At 45.5% G+C, this 22,037-nt stretch carries 17 protein-coding genes; 6 read left to right on the top strand and 11 right to left on the bottom strand.

What is annotated here, in order from left to right; all coding sequences use genetic code 11:
• Window positions 1-99: 99 nt before the first annotated feature.
• A complete protein-coding gene (locus ACSFXN_RS15660) occupies window positions 100-678 on the bottom strand; it encodes a DUF488 domain-containing protein (protein ID WP_437151008.1) in 579 nt (192 codons plus the stop codon).
• Between the two features lie 179 nt (window positions 679-857).
• Entirely contained in the window at window positions 858-1,403 is a 546-nt protein-coding gene (locus ACSFXN_RS15655; protein ID WP_437151007.1) for a DUF1697 domain-containing protein, read from the bottom strand.
• A 412-nt stretch (window positions 1,404-1,815) separates the two neighbouring features.
• On the opposite strand from ACSFXN_RS15655, the gene ACSFXN_RS15650 reads away from it, so the two are divergent.
• Window positions 1,816-2,565, top strand: a complete 750-nt coding sequence (locus ACSFXN_RS15650; RefSeq protein WP_437151006.1) for an SDR family NAD(P)-dependent oxidoreductase — start codon at window positions 1,816-1,818, stop codon at window positions 2,563-2,565.
• Between the two features lie 77 nt (window positions 2,566-2,642).
• The gene (gene mug, locus ACSFXN_RS15645) at window positions 2,643-3,149 is read left to right on the top strand and encodes a G/U mismatch-specific DNA glycosylase (protein WP_437151005.1); all 507 of its coding nucleotides are present in this window, start codon (window positions 2,643-2,645) and stop codon (window positions 3,147-3,149) included.
• A 107-nt stretch (window positions 3,150-3,256) separates the two neighbouring features.
• Here the strand turns inward: mug and ACSFXN_RS15640 are convergent, their stop codons facing one another.
• Window positions 3,257-4,615 carry an aspartate aminotransferase family protein gene (locus tag ACSFXN_RS15640; RefSeq protein WP_437151004.1) on the bottom strand — a complete coding sequence of 453 codons (1,359 nt, stop codon included), beginning with the start codon at window positions 4,613-4,615 and terminating at the stop codon, window positions 3,257-3,259.
• Between the two features lie 19 nt (window positions 4,616-4,634).
• The gene (locus tag ACSFXN_RS15635; RefSeq protein WP_437151002.1) at window positions 4,635-6,104 is read right to left on the bottom strand and encodes a CoA-acylating methylmalonate-semialdehyde dehydrogenase; all 1,470 of its coding nucleotides are present in this window, start codon (window positions 6,102-6,104) and stop codon (window positions 4,635-4,637) included.
• A 148-nt stretch (window positions 6,105-6,252) separates the two neighbouring features.
• On the opposite strand from ACSFXN_RS15635, the gene ACSFXN_RS15630 reads away from it, so the two are divergent.
• Window positions 6,253-7,875: a PucR family transcriptional regulator gene (locus ACSFXN_RS15630; protein WP_437151001.1), complete on the top strand. Its 1,623-nt coding sequence runs from the start codon at window positions 6,253-6,255 to the stop codon at window positions 7,873-7,875.
• 254 nt (window positions 7,876-8,129) lie between these two features.
• Window positions 8,130-9,536, top strand: coding sequence for an amino acid permease (locus ACSFXN_RS15625; protein ID WP_437151000.1), 1,407 nt, complete (start codon window positions 8,130-8,132; stop codon window positions 9,534-9,536).
• Between the two features lie 74 nt (window positions 9,537-9,610).
• Here ACSFXN_RS15625 and ACSFXN_RS15620 read toward each other — a convergent pair whose 3' ends face one another.
• Together ACSFXN_RS15620 and ACSFXN_RS15615 are read right to left on the bottom strand one after the other, a co-directional pair.
• Window positions 9,611-10,588, bottom strand: a complete 978-nt coding sequence (locus ACSFXN_RS15620; protein WP_437150999.1) for an Abi family protein — start codon at window positions 10,586-10,588, stop codon at window positions 9,611-9,613.
• A gap of 115 nt (window positions 10,589-10,703) precedes the next feature.
• The gene (locus tag ACSFXN_RS15615) at window positions 10,704-11,216 is read right to left on the bottom strand and encodes a pyridoxamine 5'-phosphate oxidase family protein (RefSeq protein WP_437150998.1); all 513 of its coding nucleotides are present in this window, start codon (window positions 11,214-11,216) and stop codon (window positions 10,704-10,706) included.
• A 502-nt stretch (window positions 11,217-11,718) separates the two neighbouring features.
• Between ACSFXN_RS15615 and ACSFXN_RS15610 the strand changes: the two genes are divergently transcribed.
• Window positions 11,719-12,237: a DUF2798 domain-containing protein gene (locus tag ACSFXN_RS15610; protein WP_437150997.1), complete on the top strand. Its 519-nt coding sequence runs from the start codon at window positions 11,719-11,721 to the stop codon at window positions 12,235-12,237.
• A 474-nt stretch (window positions 12,238-12,711) separates the two neighbouring features.
• On the opposite strand, the gene ACSFXN_RS15605 is transcribed toward ACSFXN_RS15610, so the two are convergent.
• From ACSFXN_RS15605 to gdhA, 4 genes are all read right to left on the bottom strand, one after another.
• Entirely contained in the window at window positions 12,712-13,788 is a 1,077-nt protein-coding gene (locus ACSFXN_RS15605) for an ABC transporter ATP-binding protein (RefSeq protein WP_437150996.1), read from the bottom strand.
• The gene (locus tag ACSFXN_RS15600) at window positions 13,785-15,527 is read right to left on the bottom strand and encodes an ABC transporter permease (RefSeq protein ID WP_437150995.1); all 1,743 of its coding nucleotides are present in this window, start codon (window positions 15,525-15,527) and stop codon (window positions 13,785-13,787) included. Before ACSFXN_RS15600 ends, ACSFXN_RS15605 begins: the two co-directional genes overlap by 4 nt.
• Before the next feature lie 29 nt (window positions 15,528-15,556).
• Window positions 15,557-16,591: an ABC transporter substrate-binding protein gene (locus ACSFXN_RS15595; RefSeq protein ID WP_437150993.1), complete on the bottom strand. Its 1,035-nt coding sequence runs from the start codon at window positions 16,589-16,591 to the stop codon at window positions 15,557-15,559.
• 339 nt (window positions 16,592-16,930) lie between these two features.
• The gene (gene gdhA / locus ACSFXN_RS15590; RefSeq protein WP_437150991.1) at window positions 16,931-18,313 is read right to left on the bottom strand and encodes an NADP-specific glutamate dehydrogenase; all 1,383 of its coding nucleotides are present in this window, start codon (window positions 18,311-18,313) and stop codon (window positions 16,931-16,933) included.
• 816 nt (window positions 18,314-19,129) lie between these two features.
• Here gdhA and ACSFXN_RS15585 point away from each other — a divergent pair.
• Complete coding sequence (locus ACSFXN_RS15585; RefSeq protein WP_437150990.1) at window positions 19,130-20,494, top strand: YjiH family protein; 1,365 nt, start codon at window positions 19,130-19,132, stop codon at window positions 20,492-20,494.
• Window positions 20,495-20,657: 163 nt separating this feature from the next.
• Here the strand turns inward: ACSFXN_RS15585 and ACSFXN_RS15580 are convergent.
• Window positions 20,658-21,985 (bottom strand): IS3 family transposase gene (locus ACSFXN_RS15580; protein WP_437150989.1). Its coding sequence is split into 2 segments (ribosomal slippage): window positions 20,658-21,607 and window positions 21,607-21,985, totalling 1,329 coding nucleotides; the frame shifts between segments, so codons are not numbered across the junction.
• Between the last annotated feature and the right edge of the window lie 52 nt (window positions 21,986-22,037).

Below are 22,037 nucleotides of genomic sequence, written 5' to 3'. Positions count from 1 at the left end.
CCCTTTAAACAGTTGTTGAGGTGGAAAAGAAGTTGAATAAAATAAAAAATTGCCTCCCTAATTGCTGCTTTGCTGGAGGCGATGCTGTAGATTCCCATTTTATTTACTTTCGGTGTCTGTTTCATTCACTTCTTCCGGCGGATAAGTTACTGTCCCGCCGTCTTTCAATTCTGCCGGCGCTCCCCACATCCCTAATTCGTGATCGACCAGTTCCACAACTCCGTCTTTCCCGTCAAGGATGTGGCATACGTGATAGCCATTCGCTACAAGCCAATTTGAAATCAGCAGCCGGTGGCATCGGGAAGGGTGCCGTTCCGAACAGCAGTACGCCGTCTTCTGTTGAGATGCTTTTTGCAGAAGTTCCGCTATTCCCTGCTGAAATTCTTCCGATAAAGTGTAATCCGCGTAATTCTGAAAAGAGCGGTTGCGCCAGCCTCCATTCATCTTGGCATCCACTCCTTTCGACTTTCGGCGCCTGCCGCCGAGTTTCGGGAAATGCTCATATGTAATTCCTTCTGCTTCGAGCCATGCGGGAAAGACATCCTTCGAGAACTGCGGCCACTTCCGGCTTCCAGGAAATGCCCGGACGTCCGCCAATAGCTCAATGCCCGTTTCCTTTAACATCTTCTCGAACTGCTCTTTTGAATGGCTGGAATGCCCGATTGTATAAATCATCATAGCCTGCTCCCTCCTTGTTACTCTATTCCTGAAGAAAGTGCGGTTCAAACAGAAGTTGCCCCGCCATTTTATGGCAATAAAATCAATTAAGTTTTTGAAACACCGATTAAACCCTCTGCCAAAAGGCAAAGAGCTTGGAAGAATCTTCAACTCGTCAACGACAACAGAAATAGTCAGAGTCACTCTTTGCCGTCTTTCATTAATGCATAAATTTTTCGGACCGTATTGACGTTTCGGACGGTCATATGTTTATAAAGTTCGGAACCTGCCACTTTCATCATTCCACTTTTCGTCACTAATTGCCTGTCCACTGCCCATAAAATTGCACCTGGAACATAATTGATTTGATCGATTTCCGGTTTAGCGACTAATTGGCCAAGCACGCTTTCATTATTAATTTCTTCCCATAAAAACAGCACATCGCTTTTCATTTGATCATCATTTGTCCAGGTTTCCGGAACAGCCAATGCAATCTTTTCATAGTCCTCGAAATTATAAACCAGCACACGAATCTGCAAATTGAAGTTTGCGTAAATGGCTTTCTCCAAAGTCGCCGATAACGATTTTACAGAAAGTTCATCGCTGCTGAAAATGATATTGCCAGAGTTGATATAGGTCTTGACTGAAACCATTCCTACCCGTTCAAATACTTCTTTAAGAGACTTCATATCCAGTTTGTTTTTTCCGCCAACATTGATGCCCCGAAGAAGTGCCACATATCGCATAGTAGTTCCCCCTATCAATTATCGTATAAATCTCGTTCGTATTAAAATCTACTTTATCCATTATCTGTGAAATGGCAAGCATTTGATGAATTAGCAAAGCCCATAAGAAAGAGGATGCTGTGGCCATTTTAGAAATCAGTTGAAGCAACGATGATTCAACTTAGGCAACACCGCTCGTCTTTGGCACTGTAACAATTTTTTTTGGAGACCTTCACCGACAGCGAAGGTCTTTTCCATTATGGTGTTTGGTTCTGAATTTTAGTTTGATTTTTTTGGAAGCATTGATAGATACCTTTCTGAACATCGATAGGAATTCAACGTCTAATTGTTTTAATTGCCCTTTTTAGAGGAATACAGGTAGGAGGAAAATAAAGAAGAAACTTTTCATTCAAAAGATGGAGGTAGATTTTTGATGGATACAGTTGCAATTATTACAGGTGCGGGAAGTGGCTTAGGACAGGCAACAGCCGCCCGTTTAGCAAAAGATGGAGTCAATATTTCCGTTGTGGACGTAAACGAAAAAGGCGGGAACGAGACCGTGGAAATGGTGAAGAAATTAGGTCCTGACGCAATTTTCATCAAAGCGGACGTTTCAAAAGCTGAAGAAGTGAAAAAATATGTGGATCAGACAGTTGAACACTTTGGCCGCATCGATTATTTCTTTAACAATGCAGGGATTTCTGGAAGCGGGAAATTCTTTTTGGATACAGACATCAAAGAAATTGAACAAATCGTCGGCATTAATTTGTTGGGCGCTTTGTATGGCGTCCGTTATGTAGCAGAAGTCATGCTGAAAAATGGCGGCGGCTCAATTGTCAACACCGCTTCAAGTGCTGGAGTGATCGGGCAGGATTCTGTGGTCACTTACTCGGCTACGAAGCACGGCATTGTCGGGTTGACTAAGAGTATGGTTGCGGAATATGCAAAAGACGGACTTCGTGTAAATGCGATTGCTCCTGGCCCAACGGAGACGCCGATGGTAAAATCATTTTATGAAGCCAATCCCGAAATGAAAGCCAATGCTGAAGCTGGAATCCCACAAAGACGCCTGGGCACAGCCGATGAAGTTGCCGAACTGGTAACGTTTTTGCTGACATCTAAAGCTCAGTACATCAATGGCGAAGTGATTCGCATCGATGGCGGCTTTACAAACACGAAATAAGTTCAGCGAAGTAATTTCTTGGCAAACTCCTTTTGGGGTTTGCCTTTTTTATAGCTCTTCCAAAGGAGGAACCTTAATTGCATTTAGAACCCATTCCCGACCACCTGCAGGAAAACTTAAAAATTCTCTTTGTGGGGTTTAATCCAAGCATCCGGTCTTCTGAAACCGGTTTTCATTATGCCAATCCCAACAACCGGTTTTGGAAAATCCTTTACGAAGCGGGTTTGACCCCGCGAAAGTTTGCGCCTGAAGAAAACAGGAAGCTGCTTTCTCTCGGCTACGGGCTGACAAATATCGTTGCCCGGCCAACAAAAGAAGCGGCAGAAATCTCCAAAGCGGAGTACGCAGAAGGCGCTGCGCTGCTGCTGCAGAAAATCAAAAAGTATCAGCCGAAAGCGGTCTGCTTCGTCGGCAAAGGCGTCTACCAGGAATACAGCAAAAAACGTTCTATTTCATGGGGAGTCCAGGAAAATCCGGTGATTCCGGGAATAGTGGAATATGTTGCTCCTTCTTCGAGCGGCCTCGTTCGGATGAAGCAGGAGGAAATTGTCGAGATTTATAAAGGGCTTAAAGAGTTTAGTTGAAATATCTCTTTGCATAATTCAGAACTAGAATAGAGAAAACCCAAATGGCAGCCATTTTCAGAGTGGCTGCCGTTTGGGTTCAAATCAGAAAACTTCAAGAAAGTATTTTACTCATGGTCTTTAAATACTTTCTTCAAAACAGAAACGATAAAGTCGAAATCCTCGTCAGTGCACGACAGCGGCGGGCTCAGGGCCAGGATGTTATTGAACCCTGCCACAGTATCTCCGTTTCTGCCGATAATGAGGCCGTTCGCTTTGCAGGCTCCCATGATTTTTGCGATGCGTTCGTTGGAAGCCGGTTCTTTTGTTTCTTTGTTTTCGACCATTTCAATTCCCAGAAGAAATCCGAGTCCACGAATATCCCCTACATATGGATGATCTTTTAAGCTTTCCAGTTCTTTCAGCAAGCGGTCACCCAGTTCGGCTGAGCGTTCTACCAAGTTTTCCCGTTCCAGGATCTCCAGGTTTTTCAAAGCTACGGCACACGCTGACGGATTTCCACCGAAAGTATTGACGTGGCGGAAATGGCTATTTTCTTTTTCAGTGTCAAAGCGGTCGTAAATGTCTTTTCGGATAGCCGTGACGGAAAGCGGCAGATAAGCGCTTGTTAACCCTTTTGCCATCGTGATGATGTCCGGCTTAATATTAAAATGCTGATGCCCGAACATTTTTCCGGTTCTTCCAAAGCCGCAGATAACTTCGTCGATTATGAGCAGCACACCGTGGCGGCTGCAGATTTCCTGCACTTTTTCCACGTAGACGGGATGCGGAATCAGGATGCCGCCGCCTGTAATAAGCGGTTCCATGATAATGCCGGCAATCGTCTCTTTTTGTTCCCAAATGATTTTCTCTTCAAATTCCTGGGCGCGTTGAAGGTTGTACTCCTCGACTGACTGGCCAGCTGGACGGCGGTAATTGTCCGGCGGCGCAATATGCAAAAACCCAGGGGCTAGCGGTTCATACTTATACTTGCGCAACGCCTGCCCTGTCGCTGCCATGGCTCCCATCGAACTGCCGTGATAAGCACGGTAACGGGAGATGAATTTAAAACGGGAATGCTCCCCATTTTGCTGGTGGTACTGGCGAGCCAGTTTAAAAGCCACTTCATTGGCATCCGATCCGCTATTGGAATAAAAGATCTTATAATCATCTCCAAGCATGCTGTTCAGCTTTTCCGCAAGCTCGATAGCCGGCTCATGGCTCTGGGTCATCGGCACATAAGCCAACTTTTTCATTTGTTCATAAGCCGCCGCCGCTAGTTCCTCGCGGCCATATCCGACATTCAGACACCAAAGTCCGGACATGCCGTCCAAATAACGGTTGCCTTCGTGATCTGTGATCCATGCACCTTCTCCGCTTTCCACCACCATCGGCCTTTTTGTGTCATTGTAAGACGAAATATGGTGCCAAACATTTTCACGATCTTTTTCCACTAATGTTTTGGATGTCTCTTTTGCAGTAGCCATCTATTTTCCCTCCCCTTTTTTAGAACGAATGCCGTGCAGTCATCATTTTCTTGCGTGTATAGAACTCAATGCCGTCGCGGCCATTGGCATGCAGATCACCATAGAACGATTTTTTATAACCTGAGAATGGGAAAAATGCCATCGGTGCCGGAACACCCAGGTTGATGCCGAGCATGCCAGCGTCGATTTCTTCTCTGAATTTGCGGATGGCTTTAGCGCTGTCCGTAAAGAGACAAGCTCCGTTTGCAAAATCGGATTGATTGGTGAATTCGATCGCTTCATCCAATGTCTCTACCCGAACAATCGAAAGGACAGGTGCAAAGATTTCCTCTTTCCAAATTCTCATTTCTTGTGTAACGCCGTCGAAAATGGTCGGCCCGATGAAATATCCGCCTTCAGAAGAAGATTGGTCATTCCGCCCATCACGCAGCAATTTCGCTCCTTCTTCAATGCCGGATTCGATATAACTGACCGTTTTGTCCAGATGGGAATCTCTGATGACCGGACCCAGGAAGACATCTTTTTCCAAGCCATTGCCGATTGTCAGCTTGTTGGATTCTTCTACGAGCCTTTCTGCCAGCTCGTCCGCTACGTCCCCCACTGCTACGACCACTGCACACGCCATGCACCGTTCGCCTGCTGAACCGAAAGCTGCATTGATGATATTAGTCAATGTCAGTTCCATATCCGCATCTGGCATAACGATTGTGTGGTTTTTCGCACCGGCAAGCGCCTGTACTCTTTTGCCATGCGCTGTTCCTGTTTTATAGACATACTCGGCAACCGGCTGCGAACCTACAAACGAAATTGCTGGAATATCCGGATGGCTGAGAATACCATTGACGATATCATGGGCACCGTGGACAACATTCAGAACGCCATCCGGCAGACCCGCTTCCTGGAAAAGTTCCGCCAGGCGGTTTGCCAAAAGAGGTGTCCGTTCTGATGGTTTTAAGATAAATGTATTTCCGCTGGCGATAGCCAGTGGGAACATCCAGCACGGCACCATCATCGGGAAGTTGAATGGCGTGATTCCGCCAACGACACCGATCGGATAACGATACATGCCTGATTCAATGTTGGTTGCGATATCTGGCAGCTGCTGGCCCATCATCAATGTCGGCGCGCCTGCTGCAAACTCAACACATTCAATCCCACGCTGCACTTCTCCATATGCTTCGGCGTAATTCTTGCCATTTTCAATCGTAATAATTTTCGCCAACGCTTCCCAGTTTTCAATTAATAATTGCTGGTATTTAAAAAGAATTCTCGCGCGCTGTGGAACCGCTACTTTTTTCCACTTTTTAAAAGCTTGCTTCGCAGCGGCTACAGCTTTTTCTAAATCTTCAGCGGTTGAAATCGGCACTTCAGCTAAAATTTCACCAGTAGCCGGGTTAGGAACTTTCTCGTATTTATCTGTCGTTGACTTTACCCATTGTCCACCAATAAAATTTGTAAGCGTTTTCTTTTCAGTTGCTGCCATTGTCATTATTATTCCTCCATTCGAATGTTCTTGCCATATCCCTATAAATTCTTTAAACTACTAACTGTACTTTACAAATAATTCCGAATACTATCAATTGACACTTTGTATAATAATCAAAAGATTTTTTTAACGTTATGGAGGACTCTGCTATATGGAAAAGCTGAAATTGACTATTAGAGAAGTGCTTGAAAGGAAGAGTTTTGCCAATGCACGCTTGATTGCAGGAAGAGAAGGACTCGACAGACAAGTGAAATGGTCACACATTCTGGAAGTAAAGGAACTTGATACTTTGATTAACGGCGGCGAACTAATTTTCACGACTGGCGTCGGCTTGCAATTAGATCTTCAGACGCAGCTGAAATATGTTAAAAGACTGATTGATGAGGAAGTTGCCGGCATCTGTATAGAAATGGGCCCTTATTTCAAAGAAATTCCGCAAGAACTTATTGAACTGGCAGACCGTTGCGCTTTTCCGGTCATCATTTTTGATAAGACCACCCGCTTTGTCGACATCACACAGGATCTGCATACTTTCATCATCAATCAGCACCATCAGATGCTTTCCCAACTGGACGCATTGTCCAGAAAGTTCAATTCACTTTCCCTGACACATAATGGAATTCTAAAAATCTTGCAGGAACTGCATCAATTTTTTCAGCAGCGCGCCATTTTTATCACAGACAATGAAAAACCTTATTTCTTCCCTTCTGACAGTAAAGTGTGGGAAAAAGAAATCCGCACTCAGCTGGAACAGTCGCCGGATGAATACATAGAACAACGTTTGCTGACATTTGAAGGCATTACTTTTGCCGTTATGCCAGTAGAAGGACTTGGACAAGTACTCGGCCATTTGTGCTTGCAGCTCGATCAGTCCCGGCCTGAAGAATTTTCTTTTCTCATATTAGACAGAGCCTCCCTTGCCATTGCACAGATTTTGCTGCGCCATCGAACTATCGAAGAACGCAAACAAAATAATGAAGATGAGTTTGTCCGCAATTTGGTTAATGGCAGAACAGTTGAGCAGGATGATTTCCAAGCCTTTCTGCCGCCGCCAAGCCGCAATACCTATTACCGGGTCTTTACGATTTCTACCAAATCCACCGATGCGGAATTTCAGCAAAGCGATTGGGAAGAAATCAAATTACAGAGACTGATGAGTGTACGGGCGCTTTTCAAGCGGGCCGGATTTTTCCCTGCCTTGTCCTGCAGCAAAAGCGAGATTGTGGCCATCGCTTCCTTTATTTCCGCTGAACATTTAAAAAACGAAGCCAACCGGTCTTTACAAGTCATTCGGCAAATCACTGACATGAAAGGCCTCCATTTTATTGAAGGAAAGAATTGCGCTTGCGGGGTCAGTTCAGTTTACCAGGATATTGAAAAAGCCAAAAAAGCTTATGAAGAAGCTGGCAAAGCCGCCCGAATGATGCATAGCGGAATTGTAGAATCTCCTTTGTACGAAAATCTGGGCATTTACAAACTTTTACTGGAGTTTGAAGACAGCGGTTTTTTAAAATCTTACGCCGAAAGTTATCTGGCACCTGTCTTTGAATACGATCAGAAAATGGACAGCAACTTATTTGCAACTTTAGAAGCTTACCTGGAGTCCAACGGCTCGAAAAAAGAAACAGCCGATCGCCTCTTTGTTGTCCGGCAAACGCTTTATCTGCGGCTGGAAAAACTGGAAACGCTGCTTGGCAAAGATTTTATGGCTCCCGCTAAACGGCTCGCTCTTGAAAGTGCAATAATGGCTATCCGTCTTTTGGACGCTAAATAAACAGTTTAAGCTGCAACTCTTATAGAGGGCATTAAACATTGTCCTCTTTTTTGAAGTATGCCTGTTTTCATAAAGTCCTGTTCAATTTACAGTTAGTAAAACCTTCTGGCACTTTTTCTTTACATGTTGTCTACATTTTTTCAAAAACATATTATGTATGATGATTGACATAAAGAATATTCTGATTTTTGTAACCGTTTACATTAGTGAGCGAGCAATATCGGAGCGATGCACATTTAAGGAGGGAAAAGCACATGACGCAACAACAATTGAATCCGGACTTAAAAATCCGGCACATAAGCATGATTTCAATTGCAGGAGTAATTGGAGCCGGGCTGTTTATCGGAAGTGGCGCGGTCATCAACTCGACAGGCCCAGGTGCAGTCTTGTCGTATGCACTGGCTGGAACTCTTGTCGTACTGGTAATGCGAATGCTCGGTGAAATGTCGGCGGCTAATCCGACAAGCGGTTCTTTTGCGACTTATGCCAACGAATCAATCGGCCAATGGGCCGGATTTACGATTGGCTGGCTGTACTGGTTTTTCTGGGTAGTTGTCATTGCCATCGAGGCAATTGCAGGCGCAGCCATTATGCAATACTGGCTTCCGGATTTTCCGCTTTGGCTTATGGCATTGATTTTAACAATTGCGTTGACGTTAACGAACTTATTTTCCGTTAAGTCATTCGGCGAATTTGAGTATTGGTTTTCACTTATCAAAGTGGTCAGCATTACCTTATTCCTCATTCTTGGCCTCTGTGTTGTTTTCGGATGGTACCCGGGTGTAGATTCTCCGGGAACTACAAATTTACTGGGAAGCGGCGGCTTCATGCCAACAGGCATCGGTTCTGTATTACTCGGTATTACAGTGGTCATCTTCTCATTCATGGGAACTGAAATTGTTACTATTGCAGCCGGAGAATCCGACCATCCTGCCAAGGCAGTCCGGATTGCGACGAACAGCGTCATCTGGCGTATTTTAGTGTTCTATATCGGTTCCATTGCGCTGGTTGTCACTTTGCTGCCCTGGAACTCAGCCAATGTGCTGGTCAGTCCGTTTGTTGCCGTGCTTGACCATATCGGCATTCCCGCTGCAGCGCAGATCATGAACTTTGTTGTATTGACAGCTGTGCTGTCCTGCTTGAATTCTGCGTTGTATGCAAATTCACGGATGCTGTATGGAATGGCCCAAAAAGGCGATGCACCGAAAGCCTTTTTAAAACTCAGCAAAAAAGGCGTCCCTATCCGCGCTATTCTGTTCAGCACTGTATTTTCGTATATTGCAGTCATCTTCAGTTATATTTCACCAGATAAGATTTTCCTGTTCTTGATCAACTCATCTGGTGCAGTCGCTCTATTAGTTTATCTGGTTATTGCATTTTCCCATTTGCGCATGCGCCGCAAGTTCGAGCGGGAAAATCCGGAAGCCCTGCAAATCAAGATGTGGCTTTTCCCTTACTTGACTTATGCCACTATCTTCGCCATTTCAGGAATCTATATCGCCATGCTGTTTATCGAATCACTTCGCGTACAAGCTGTGCTTACTTCATTGATCGCCGGCTTTACTGTAGCATCGTACTTCATTTTCATCCGGAAGAAGAATATGCTCAACAAGATGGATGAAAGTGCTCTGCAAAAATCAGCGGACACTACACGTATCTGATGAATGCCGAGGAAATGCCTGCTCCGAAATACTGAAACCCGCTTCAGCCAATTAGCTGAAGCGGGTTTTTCATGTCATGTCATTTTCTTCGGATTTCTAAATTCATGAAAAAATCCTGTATCATTCATGACCCTTTCAAAAGCCTGCTCCATGACAGCCCCTTCGAGCTCATTCACCAGCCGTTCCAGCTCTTTCGAAAAAATTTCATATTCTTCTCGCGCAAGCACCAGCTTCAGCAAATTCACCATAGAAGATACCGTTCCCTTACTGAGGCTTCCTTTTGGCATCGCCATCAATTCTTCTGCCTTGCCGAGTTCCACCGGATGCGCGAGCCGGAAGCGGTACAGCACTTCCTCATGCGCAGATTTATTGCGGTACGGGAAAGCGACAACAAGAATCGCATCAATTTCACTTGCTTTCAAACGGATCTGGCTGTATTCTTCGCTGTACTCTTCGGCAAAATCCCGGGCAATCCGTTCCCGCAGCTCTTCATCGATTACCGTGTAGAAATTGGTGATTTGGCCAAGCGACAAGAAATTGGCGAGCACCCATAGCGGCACATTCCGGTGCTTGTCGAAAAATTCCCGGATGGCGGGGTATCTCACACGGTCTCGCTTTTTGTGGCTTTTGATAAGATTGGCGAGCGTCGAAATGATGCGGTCCCGCTCGTGATGATGCCTGCTGTCGGGACTGTAATTTTCCGGTTCGAGAAAGCTGTCGGTCTCCTTGAACTTTTCTGAGAAACGGTACGCTATTTTTGATTTGATGTTTTTCTCAAACTTCAAGAGCTCGTTCAGCATCAGCATCCGCAGTTCCCGGTCAAAGCGGTACAACGCATAGACATGACCGAACTCTGTACCTTCTATGTATCGTTCCAGGCGATACGGATTAAGCCGTTCATCCTTTTGGAGAAACGGCTCTTTATAAGCATCAATCAACGCATAATAATTCTCACGCGACAAAATTCGTTTGGCAGCCGCTTTGTCCGGCACGCTCAATCCCCGCTCTTGAAGGATTTTAATCTGTTCATCATGTGACGCAAAGACTTTCATCATTCTCATCCTTTGATTTTCTTTCCTTTAACTCTAAGCTAGTTATTGAGAATAATAAACCCTTTATCTGCACAAAAAAAGGCTCAGTCTGTTCGACTGGCCTTTTCATGTTAAATTAATTGTCACTGCCGTATAGGCGATCAAATTCGACCGTTTCGTTCAAATCACTGTCTTCATCCATGGTTTCCTTAGTCGTGAGCTTTTTAACAAACTTTGCGGCGCTCTTTAATTTATTTCCTGTCTCCCAGTACTCGGCTGTCTCCGCTGATACTTTGATCAGTACTACATTGGGATCATCATAAGTCGTTTCCAGTAATTTTTCGAGGATCGGATTCCAGAATTCTTTTTTCTTCTCCAAATCTTCGCTGATTTCTGCGGTTCCGCTGATTGAGACGTATGACTTTCCGGAGTACGCCAAGTTGACTGTAGGATTTTGCAGGATTTCCTGGTATTTTGCTGTATCTTTCATGGTCATAAACCACAAATCTCCATCGAATTCCGTTTCCTGGGTCTGCATCGGACGTGATACCGCTTTGCCGTTTGATATTGTCGTGAACATCGCTACCTCAATGTCCTTGATCAACTCCTTGACTTTCTCAATTGCTTCTTGGGTTGATTTGTCTGCCATGGTCGATCTCCTCCTACACAATTTCTATTCATGAAAAATCTTAAAACATTGTATTTATAATATTTCCCCTTTTTTCCAACCCTCAAAACTTTTCCATCTCGCAGCTGTAATATTAGTTGAATTTATCACGATACGGCATGGCACATTTTTCTGATGACATTGAAATTCCTCTAAGAGATTTTTTATTGAATCTCCTTTTTCCAAAAGACATAAAATGGACACTTACCTTTTCGCAAATAATTTTGTTAAGGTTTAAAACAGACTGTATAGAGTAACAACTTTAAATTGAGCATAACCGCAAACGAATGGTTATCCAAAATGTATGTTTGAAATAATAGAGATAGTAAACGAATAACGGAAATCCGCAGGCAGACAATCAATAGCAGATCCACTATTGATGTTCTCCAAAAGCTGACCTTTATTGCCGCGACCATCGCTTCATTTGTACATGATTTATCGTATTGCCATGGTCAAATAAAAGCTTTTGGAAAGGAAGAAAAACATGCACCAAGAAAAAAGACTGCCGAGAAACGGAAAAGAGGGCCTTTTATATGGCGCACTCATTTCCACTATGACCGTTTTGTTCATGACTACATTCAGCATCATTTACTTTGCCGGAGAATTTAATGGCGAGATTGCTTTCACTATATTAAAAACATTGCCGATCATGTGGATAATCGTCATGATTATTGAACCCGCTATTTTCGGCCGCATTGCAGAGGCATTAACCGCAAAATTCACCAAACCCACTGACAGCTTCAACTCGAAAATCCTATTCCGTATTCTTTTCACCGTACTCGGAATGTCCGCCGCTATGACGTTGATCGGCGACATTGTCGGCAACGGTTTCCATCCTGAACTTTTCAGCAGCTGGCTGCAGTACTGGCCGCGCAACTTTATCATCGTTCTCGCTGCAGAAAGCCTGGTGATCCAGCCGATTGCGCGTTTCGCCATGGTCAAACTGCATGAAGCACAGGATAAAAAAGCCGGATTAGCAGCAGCACCTCAAGTACAGAACTAAAAATTTGCTTCCAGGCACTTATGTGCCTGGAAGCTCAGGCTGTCGAGAAACTCTCGATAGCCTTTTCTCATTTCGCTCCAGGTGGGACGCTTTCCGCGGACATGGCTTCAGTCTCCTCGTCGCTTCGCTCCTGCGGGGCCTTCAGCTCATGTTATTTCCGCAGGAGTCGCCCACCTTCCGTTGCATTCAGCTCTCTGTTGTCACATTTAGAGACACTCTAAATGTGTGATGGTTTTGGAAAGCTATTTAATGTTTATACCTGCTCTCCAGATATGGAGCCAACCAGCGAAGACGCCTGCGGGATAGCGAGACAGCCGAGACCCTGCAGGAGCGTAAGCGACGAAGCGGCTTGGCGCTCGCCCGCGGCAAGCGCAGCTGGTTGGCAGAATATCGGTTAAGGGCGGATCACTGATACAAATTTCAACTATTTCAACAAGCTGACTTCCAGACACTTATGTGCTTGGAAGCTTTTTTTCATCTCGCAGCAGAAAGAAAATCTCTTTCCTGACCTGCGCCTGCCTTCAGCGAAACTTCCACCGCATCTCCGGCCTGAAATCGCGGCAAATAAACCGGCTCGTGCACTGTCCATGTGCCTCCTGCTACTTCCACGGTATAGTGGATTTCATGCCCTTGATACTGGACAAATGTGACGCGTCCATGGAGTCCGTTCTTTTTCGCTGGAGATAATTGCAATTGTTCCGGCCGCACCGGGTAGATGCCGTCCGTTTTAAAGCTGCGTGCCACACCAAGATCCGGCCAAATGCTGCCAGGGTCGATTTCCGGCACAAACCCTTCTTTTTGCCACTGCCCTTTGATCAAATTGCATTTTCCAACGAACGTCGCTACAAATGGAGTTTCAGGGCGCGTGTAGATGATTTCCGGCGGCGCGATTTGTTCGATGCGACCATCGTTCATCACCACGATTTTATCTGCGATGGCAAGCGCTTCGCTTTGGTCGTGTGTGACAAAAACAATGGAAGCCCCTGTTTCCCGGTGCAGCTTCTGAATTTCTTTTCGCATCTCCATCCGCAGCTCCACATCAAGCGCACTGAATGGCTCATCCATCAATAACAGATTCGGCAGCGGTGCAATCGCCCGCGCCAAGGCCACCCGCTGTTTCTGCCCGCCAGACAGTTCCGATGGATAGCGTGCTGCAAAAGCATCCAGTCCGACAAGCCCCAGCACATCATTGATTCTGGACTGCAGTTCGGCTTTGCTTTCTTTTTTCCGGTTTGGATGGTGGTCGAGCGGAAACTTGATATGGTCCGCGACCGTCATATGCGGCCATAAGGCAAATGACTGGAACACCATCCCGATATTGCGTTTTTCGGGTGGCGTGACCCGTTTTGCCGTGGCCGTAAGAGTGCCGTCCATGACGATGTTTCCTGTTGTCGGACCCATGAATCCCGCGAGCAATTTTAAAAGCGTGGTTTTGCCGCAGCCGGAAGGGCCGAGCACCGCGATAAATTCCCCGGTTTTTATTTTCAAATCGACCGAATGGAGCGCCGTAAAATCTCCGTATTTCTTTGAAACGTCTTGAACTTCAATCATTTTGCTTTCAGCACCTTTCTGTCCCATAGCTTGCCGAGCATCATAAACAATGCGCCGCCGAGCAAAATGCCCAGTACAAGCACTGTAGAGAATGCAGTCGAATACGTTGAGTAGCCCGCCTGCTCGTAACCAAAGATCACCACACCAATCGTTTCAGAACCGGAAGACCATAACAGACTCGATACGGTGAGTTCCGTCAATGCCATCAAAAATACCAGCAACGCACCACTGAGGATTCCCGGGAACAGTAATGGCAATAAAATCTTGCGCCACTTTGCCCAGCCCTTGGCTCCTGAAGTCCGTGCCGCTTCTTCCATCGACGGGTCGATCTGCAGGAAGGCTGTATAGCTGCCACGGACCTGCAGCACCAGGAATCGGGTGGTATAGGCGATGAACAAGATAAAAACAGTACCGTATATTCCAGGGTTCCATCCAGGCACCGGCTCCATCCACATAAAAATCATGCAAAGCGCAAATACCGTTCCCGGCAGTGCATACGGAATCGTGATAAACAATTCCGCCGTTTTCGTGCTCCAGTCAGGATATTTAAACCGGAGATAGGCAAACAAGGTTCCGAGGAACAAGCAAATGGCCATCGTAACCAACGCGAGTTTTAGGCTATTCATAAATGCCGCTGCCGGTTTGGAATCATTTAAAAAAACCTGCTCATAATTCTTCAATGACAGATTCTCTAACGTAAACGGTACGCCGTAGGCAGAAATCAGCGACAAAGCACCCATCGCAATCAGCGGCATAACGCTCGTCACAAGCAAAAATATCCATAAAGCGATTTCCAGTAATCTTCTTTTCATCGGCTTTAGGAAAATACGCGGCTGTGAATCGCTGCGTGCCGTTTCGGTAACGCGGCTCCGCCTGAGCAAAAACCATTGCAGCAATGTGCCGGCAAGCGCGATTACACCGAGCATGACGGACAAAACGGCAGCCCGCGAGAAAGCTTCCGGCCCGAATCCTACCACTTGTTCGTAAATATAGGTACTGAGCACACGGATATTCGAAGGCGTCCCTAAAAAAGCGGGAATCCCGAAATTGTCGAGATTAGATAAAAAGGCGATCAGCCCGCCGCTCGCAATTCCGGGAAGCGCCAGCGGCAACACTACTTTTTGCAATGCCTGCTTTTTCGACAAGCCGGACGTCGCCGCCGCTTCTTCCAAATCACGGGGGATCTTGCGGAAGACGTTGACCGTAAAGAGATAAACGAGCGGATAATGCGACAATCCGAGCAGCAGAATAATGCCGCCGATGCTATACAGGTTCGGCACTTCCAGATTTCCTGGAAGCCGGGACAATAGCGCCGCCACTGGACCTGAGCCGCTGAAAAACTGCGTCCATGCGAGTGTTGTGATATAGGAAGGAATGATAAACGGCAGAAAGATGAACAGCTGCATCGTCCGTTTCCCGCTCACCTCGACATAGGCGACAATCCAGGAAAACCCGATACCTAAAACAAGCGCCAAAAGCGTTGAACCCAGTACAATGATTAGCGTATTTTGGACCGTCACCCAAGTCGCTGTTTCCTGCAGCACTTGTCGATAGTAATCCAAGGTCAGGCCACTTCCATCAACAAAACTAAGCCACACGAGCCGAAGCACCGGCAATAGGAAAAGCAGAAACACTGCCAATAAGCCAATGCCTTTATAGAATTTTTTGTTTTGAAAAAAGAGAGAGAAAGAGGGCATGCCCTTTTTTCTCTCTCCAATTGCCTGCTGTTTTAACGTCATGTCGTTAGCTCCTTGCCTTGCAAAATCGATTACTGGCCAAAAATCTCTCCGAACTTCGCTTTATCGTCTTCGCGTGTTTCCAGCAATTCCACTGAATCGGCTTCCAGCACGTTCATTTCATCCAATGATTTCAGGCCTTCTGGTGCTTCGATGCCTTCACGGATAGGCGTATATCCTTGTTCAGACGCCAATTCCTGCCCTTCTTCCGACAGCACAAAATCGACAAATGCCTGTGCGGCTTTTTCGTTATCCGTATTCGCCAGGATGCCCACCGGTTCTGTAATGACCGGCACACCTTCTTTCGGATACACAAGCTCAACCGGAGATCCATCGCTCTTCGCCTGAGCTACAAGGTAGTCCACAATCATGCCATAATGCTGTTCGCCCATTGCCACTCCTTCAAGGACGGCTCCGTTTCCTTGCGTGATGGTGATGTCATTGGCGCGCAGGTTATCATAGAATTCCCATCCCATATCGTCCTGTTTCGTGATGACGCCCAAATTATAAGCTGCTGCCCCTGAATACAGCGGGCTTGGCATAACCGCTTTGCCTTTTGAGGCTTCTTCCGTCAAAACAGTCCAGCTGTCCGGCAGATCCTTCACTTCGTTCGTATTGACGACAAGCCCTGTTGCCATCACTTTCGTTCCGGTATAAGCTCCATCCGGGTCGACAAATGATTCATCAATCGCTTCTGCTTCCGGTGACTTGTAAGGCAGCAGCAATTCTTCTTTTTTGAAATTCTCGAACGTCACGGAATCTGCTACCAATAAAACATCAGCTTGAATATCACCTGCCTGGTCTTCCGCCTGGATTTTCGATACCACTTCTTCGGTGCCTGAACGGAAAATGCTGACTTCCACATCTGGATTCTTTTCAGTAAAGGCGTCCACAAGCGCCTGTGCATCCGCATCCGGCTGCGATGTATAAAAATCGAGTGAACCGGAAACCGCTGATCCGCTATCCGTGCTTTCCGCCTCTGCATTATTTGCCGCTTCTTCTCCGCTGCACGCTGCCAGCATCGCTGTCATGGCAAGCACACTTGCACCTGTAAACAATTTGTTCATCTCAATTCCCCCTCAGTTTCTCTCGTTGTTTATTCATTTAGTGTAAAGCTTGAGTGTGAAGTTATTGTGGAGAAACTGTTAAGAAGTATAAGGATTGCGTAAAGAGGACTAAAGAGTTTTCCGGAGAACCTCGATAAGAAGTCTGGAAATACCGACTGGCATTCGCGAAACGCCGATTGAGATTGGCAAAACGCCGATAGAAGCTGCTGAAAACATTGATAAAAAATGTGGCCATAAGCAACCGGGTTCGTTATTCGTGAATTGCACTTCTTTGGAACAAAAAAGAGCTCAGGCAAATTTCTTCGCCTGAGCTCTTTTTCATCTATTTTTAAAACCAAGTTAGTTTAATCCGTGATCAAGCATTGCATCTGCTACTTTTTTAAAGCCGGCAATATTGGCGCCAACAATCAGATTGCCTGGGGAACCGTATTTTTCTGCAGTTTCCATGCAATTTTTATAAATAGTCTTCATGACTTGATGCAATTTAGCGTCAACTTCTTCAGATGACCAAGAATAGCGCATGCTGTTCTGTGACATTTCCATCGCAGAAACTGCTACGCCTCCCGCATTCGCAGCTTTCGCCGGTGCAAAAAGAACCTTGTTGTGTGTCAGCACGCGGACCGCTTCATCGTCACATGGCATATTCGCACCTTCGCCCACTGCTTTGACTCCGTTGTCTACCAGGGCTTCTGCACTTTCTCTGCCGATTTCATTTTGCGTCGCACAAGGAAGAGCGATGTCGCATGGAAGCGTCCAGATTTCTGTTTTGTCTTTACCGAAACGTGCATTGGGATGATGTTCAAGGTAATGGTAAATTCTTTTTCTTTCTACTTCCTTCAGCTGCTTAACGGTTTCCACGTTAATGCCTTCCGGGTCGTAGATATACCCTTCCGAGTCGCTACACGCAACAACTTTTGCGCCAAACTCAATCGCTTTTTCCATTGCATAAATCGATACATTTCCTGAACCGGAAACGATGACCTTGCTGCCGGCAAAAGAATGGCCCTGGCCTTTCAGCATTTCTTCAACAAAATAGACTGTGCCGTAACCCGTCGCTTCTTTGCGGATCAAGCTGCCGCCGTTGTCCGGATTTTTGCCCGTGAAGACACCGGCTTCGAAAGCATTGCGGATGCGCTTATACTGTCCGAACAAATAGCCGATTTCCCGTTTGCCAACGCCGATGTCACCCGCAGGAACATCGATATCTGGTCCGATGTGGCGGCTGAGTTCTGTCATGAAACTTTGGCAAAAACGCATAATTTCCCGGTCTGATCGCCCTTTGGGATCGAAATCGGAACCGCCTTTGCCTCCACCAATTGGCAAGCCAGTTAAGGCGTTCTTGAAAATCTGCTCAAAGCCAAGAAATTTCACGACGCTGCCAGTTAAAGAAGGATGAAAACGGAGGCCGCCTTTATAAGGCCCCAGTGTGCTGTTGAACTGCACCCGATATCCCCTGTTTACATGGACGTTTCCATTATCATCTTCCCAAGTGACCCGAAATGCGATAAAACGTTCAGGCTCGGAAATGCGCTCCAGAATACCTTCTTGCACATATTCAGGATGCTGTTCAAAAACAGGCTGTAATGATGCAAAGACTTCCCATGTCGCCTGTAAAAATTCAGATTCCCCAGGATTGCGTTCTTTAACTTTTTTATGAGTGGCTTTTATATATTCATAAGCTGATTGTTGGATGACTTTATCTTCTCTTTCAATATACTGCAATTGTATTCATTCCTTTCATTAGAAACAAGGGTAAAGGTGAATAATTATCCAAAAAAATAAGTGTTTATAAATCATTATACAAACTGATTTCCTTATAATCAATTAAATATTTTAAGATAAGAAGCTGTTTTTCAAAACTGGCTCTCTTTGCAACGATAAAAAACTTTAGAAAAAGCTTCCGATTTTTCTTTAAATACTTATACAGCAAGCTCTATGGGATTTTTAGAATTAATAAAAAACAATATGCTTTGACTTTGAGCTAAATAAAAAATAAAAATTCTTTCATCAGCTACATGCTGATGCAAGAATCAAATATTCACTCGTTATTTATGACGCTTCTAACGTTTCTTTTTTTAAGGGAGGCACAAAAGCTCTTCTATCTAGATATTATTATAAGTTTTAAAAAATCTATTAATACTCATACTATCAGATTTTGTTATTGTAAAGTAAGAATTTTATCCATTCAAATGAAAAATAAGCACTTTTAATACACTTAGATTTAATATATTTACAAATTTATCAATAGTCTCCGTTTTTTAAAAAAGAGAAAATTACTTAAACATAAAAGAAAGATTTGGAGCTGTTTAATCATCTTCTTTTTATTAATATTATATACGAACTTCGTATTTTTATTCAACATTATTTCCAGAAAACTCTGATCATTTTTTTATCAAATAAATTAATAGGAAAGAAAGCTTTATTTACAGCAAAAAAAAACGGTTCTATAAAGGAAGTTTAAAATTCCCTTGTAACCTTATTCCCGAATAATGTATAGTGTATACATTATTGAATAAAAGAGGATGGAGGGGAAAACACATGACTACGCTTCAAAGCTACAAAAAGACAGTTTCACCAGCATCAACTTGGAAATTTCTGGTTCCATCCCTAATCGGAGCACTCTTGTTTTTATGCCCCATATCTTATAACGGGGAAGTAACAATTGGTGTCGGCATCTTAGCATCATTCCTGCTCTCTACTTTCAGTGGAGTAATTCCGGCATTCATCTTATTCCTGCTTGGTTTTTCAGCCATCTCCAGTTTAGCTGCAACGGCTTTAAAGCCGGAGTTTGTGAAAAAGTCACCTTTTCTGCGCACGACATTCATCAACGGACCGTTCAATCTTGCAGTAAAGGTAGTCGCTTTCGCATTCTGCATCATGGCCTTTTATGAAATCGGCCCTGACGCAATCGCTTCCCGCAACACAGGCGGAGTCGTCCTCTTTGATCTGGCTCCAGTGTTGCTCACTTGGTTCTTGTTCGCCGGCATTTTATTGCCTTTGCTTGTAGAGTTCGGGCTGATGGAATTTGTCGGTGTACTGGTTAACAAATTTATGCGCCCCGTGTTCACTTTACCTGGCCGCTCGTCGATTGATGCGATGGCATCTTGGATGGGTGCTGCGCCAGTCGGCGTATTGGTAACAATGAAGCAATACGATGAAGGCTATTACACAGAACGCGAAGCTTCCGTTATCGCCACGACGTTTTCGATTGCATCCGTCGCTTTCAGTTTAGTCGTGGCAAATGTCGTTGGCATCGGCCACTTGTTTTTGCCGTTCTACTTGGCTGTTTCCGTCGCTTGTTTGGTGGCTGCAGTTATCATGCCGCGTATTCCGCCGTTGTCCCGCAAAAAGAATGAGTATTTTGCGCCGGTTGGAAAACAAGTCGATGATACGATTCCTGAAGGCGTATCATTGGTCAAATGGGGCTTCAACGAAGCGCGCCTTAAAGCAGACAGCGCCGCTAGCCCAAAGAAACTTGCAATAATCGGCATTGAAACGGTGCTTGATATTTGGCTCGCATTGATACCATTGGTTATGGCGCTTGGAACAATGGCATTGATCATCGCGGAATACACACCGCTATTCAAAATCATATCCTATCCGCTGATTCCGGTACTGACATTATTGGGACTTCCGGAAGCGGCTGAAGCGGCTCCTACATTCCTCGTCGGCTTCGCGGATATGTTCTTGCCGGCTGTTCTTGGCAGCGGCATTGAAAGCGAATTGACCCGCTTTGTCCTGGCCGGTGTGTCTTTGACGCAAATCATCTATATGTCTGAAGTTGGACTGTTGATCCTGCGTTCAAATATCCCGCTTAAGTTCTGGGAGCTTGCCGCGATTTTTGCACTACGCACTGCGATTACCCTGCCGATTCTTGTCTTGTTCGGCCATTTATTTGTATAAAAAGAATCCACTCCTTCGAACTTTCGGTTCGGGAGTGGATTCTTTTTGCGTTCAAATTTCAAGTTAAAACAAAAGTGGTGCGATTGATATAAAAACAGAAGCTGAAGACTTCCCTTGAACTGAGCCCCATTTAATGGACAGTTTAATAAAAGTACCCTGCAGCTCACGCTGCCATCAGATGACTTCGGTATTGTGCCGGAGTCATCTTTTTTAAATTCCATTGCCTACGCGTTCCGTTGTAATGCGCCATGTACTCATCCACCAGTTCTTTCAATTCGGAAAGGCTGGTGGCCTGTTTAAAATCGACATCATCTTTGAAGTGGCCAAAAAAGGATTCCATGGGGGCATTGTCAATGCAATTGCCCCGGCGGGACATCGACTGGGTCATTCCTATTTTCTTCACGCGTTGTTGGTATTCCGGATGGGTATAGTGGAACCCTTGATCGGAATGGATCATCGCTTCCGGATGAACATTTCCATCCAACGCTTCCTTCAGTTTTTTTAATGTGCGATACACAATTTCCATCGTAAGCGTGGTGGAGACTTCATAGGCGACGATTTCCCGGGTGGCGACATCTTTCACGCACGACAGGTACGCCATTTTCCCTGAACGATTTGGCAGATAGGTGATATCGGTGACATATACCTTACCGGGCTCATCTTGTTCAAACTCACGGTTTAACCGGTTCGGACAGACCGCATGTTCTTGTGTGGCTTTGGCGATTTGCTTATAGGGATTCGCTCGCCGGATAGTGGCAGATAGGTTAAATTTGCGCATGAGGCGCAGAATCTTCTTATGGTTCATCGGTGTTTCCAACAGTTCCGCGAGCACCATATAAAAGGTGCGATAGCCGATTTTCCCACGATGCGCATCGTAGATGCTTTTAAGCAACAGGTAATCTCGGTAGTCGTGTTCTTCGCGAATGGCGTGCCGTTCCACGTTCTCCAACCAGGCGTAATAGCCACTCCGGCTGACACCCGCCGTCCGGCAAAGGGTTTCCACCAAGTTCTTCAATTGAAATTTGCGGACCACCGCGTTAATGGCTCCGTATTTTTCCGCTGGAGTCAAGTGCGTTTCTTCGCCTGCCTCTCGAGCGCCTCGAGCTTTTTTAGCAGCTCATTTTCCGCTTCCAGGTAGTTGATGCGCGCTTCCGCTTTCTCCAGCTTTTTCTCCGCGGAGAGATCGTTCGCAGAAGGGCGCCCAGTACTGCCTTTTCCACGGCGCTCTTCGAAGAAGGCGTCTTCTCCGTACATCCTGTAGGTTGTCCGCCAACGGTTCAAGGAGGAGCTTGCTTTCCGGGAACCGATTACAGTCAAATCAAATCCCCCTTCGGCAAAGATTTGGGCAGGCCCTTTGCCCGCCTGGTTTTCTTTCACGGCGTGGATTTTGAATTCCGGCGTGTATTGGATCGCTCGATCCGAAACGGAAGCGATATTCGGGTTCGCCTCCAAGACCCGGCGCTGATGTTCGTTAAAAATGATTTTACTCATGTGATCTTCTCCCGTCCAAGTTAGCTACATTTAGTATACCGGGGTCTGAAAA

Origin of the sequence: Planococcus sp. 1R117A (assembly GCF_051417975.1) — a bacterium.
GTDB classification, from domain to species: Bacteria; Bacillota; Bacilli; order Bacillales_A; family Planococcaceae; genus Planococcus; species Planococcus shenhongbingii.
This window is presented reverse-complemented; position numbering and strand designations above follow the sequence as displayed.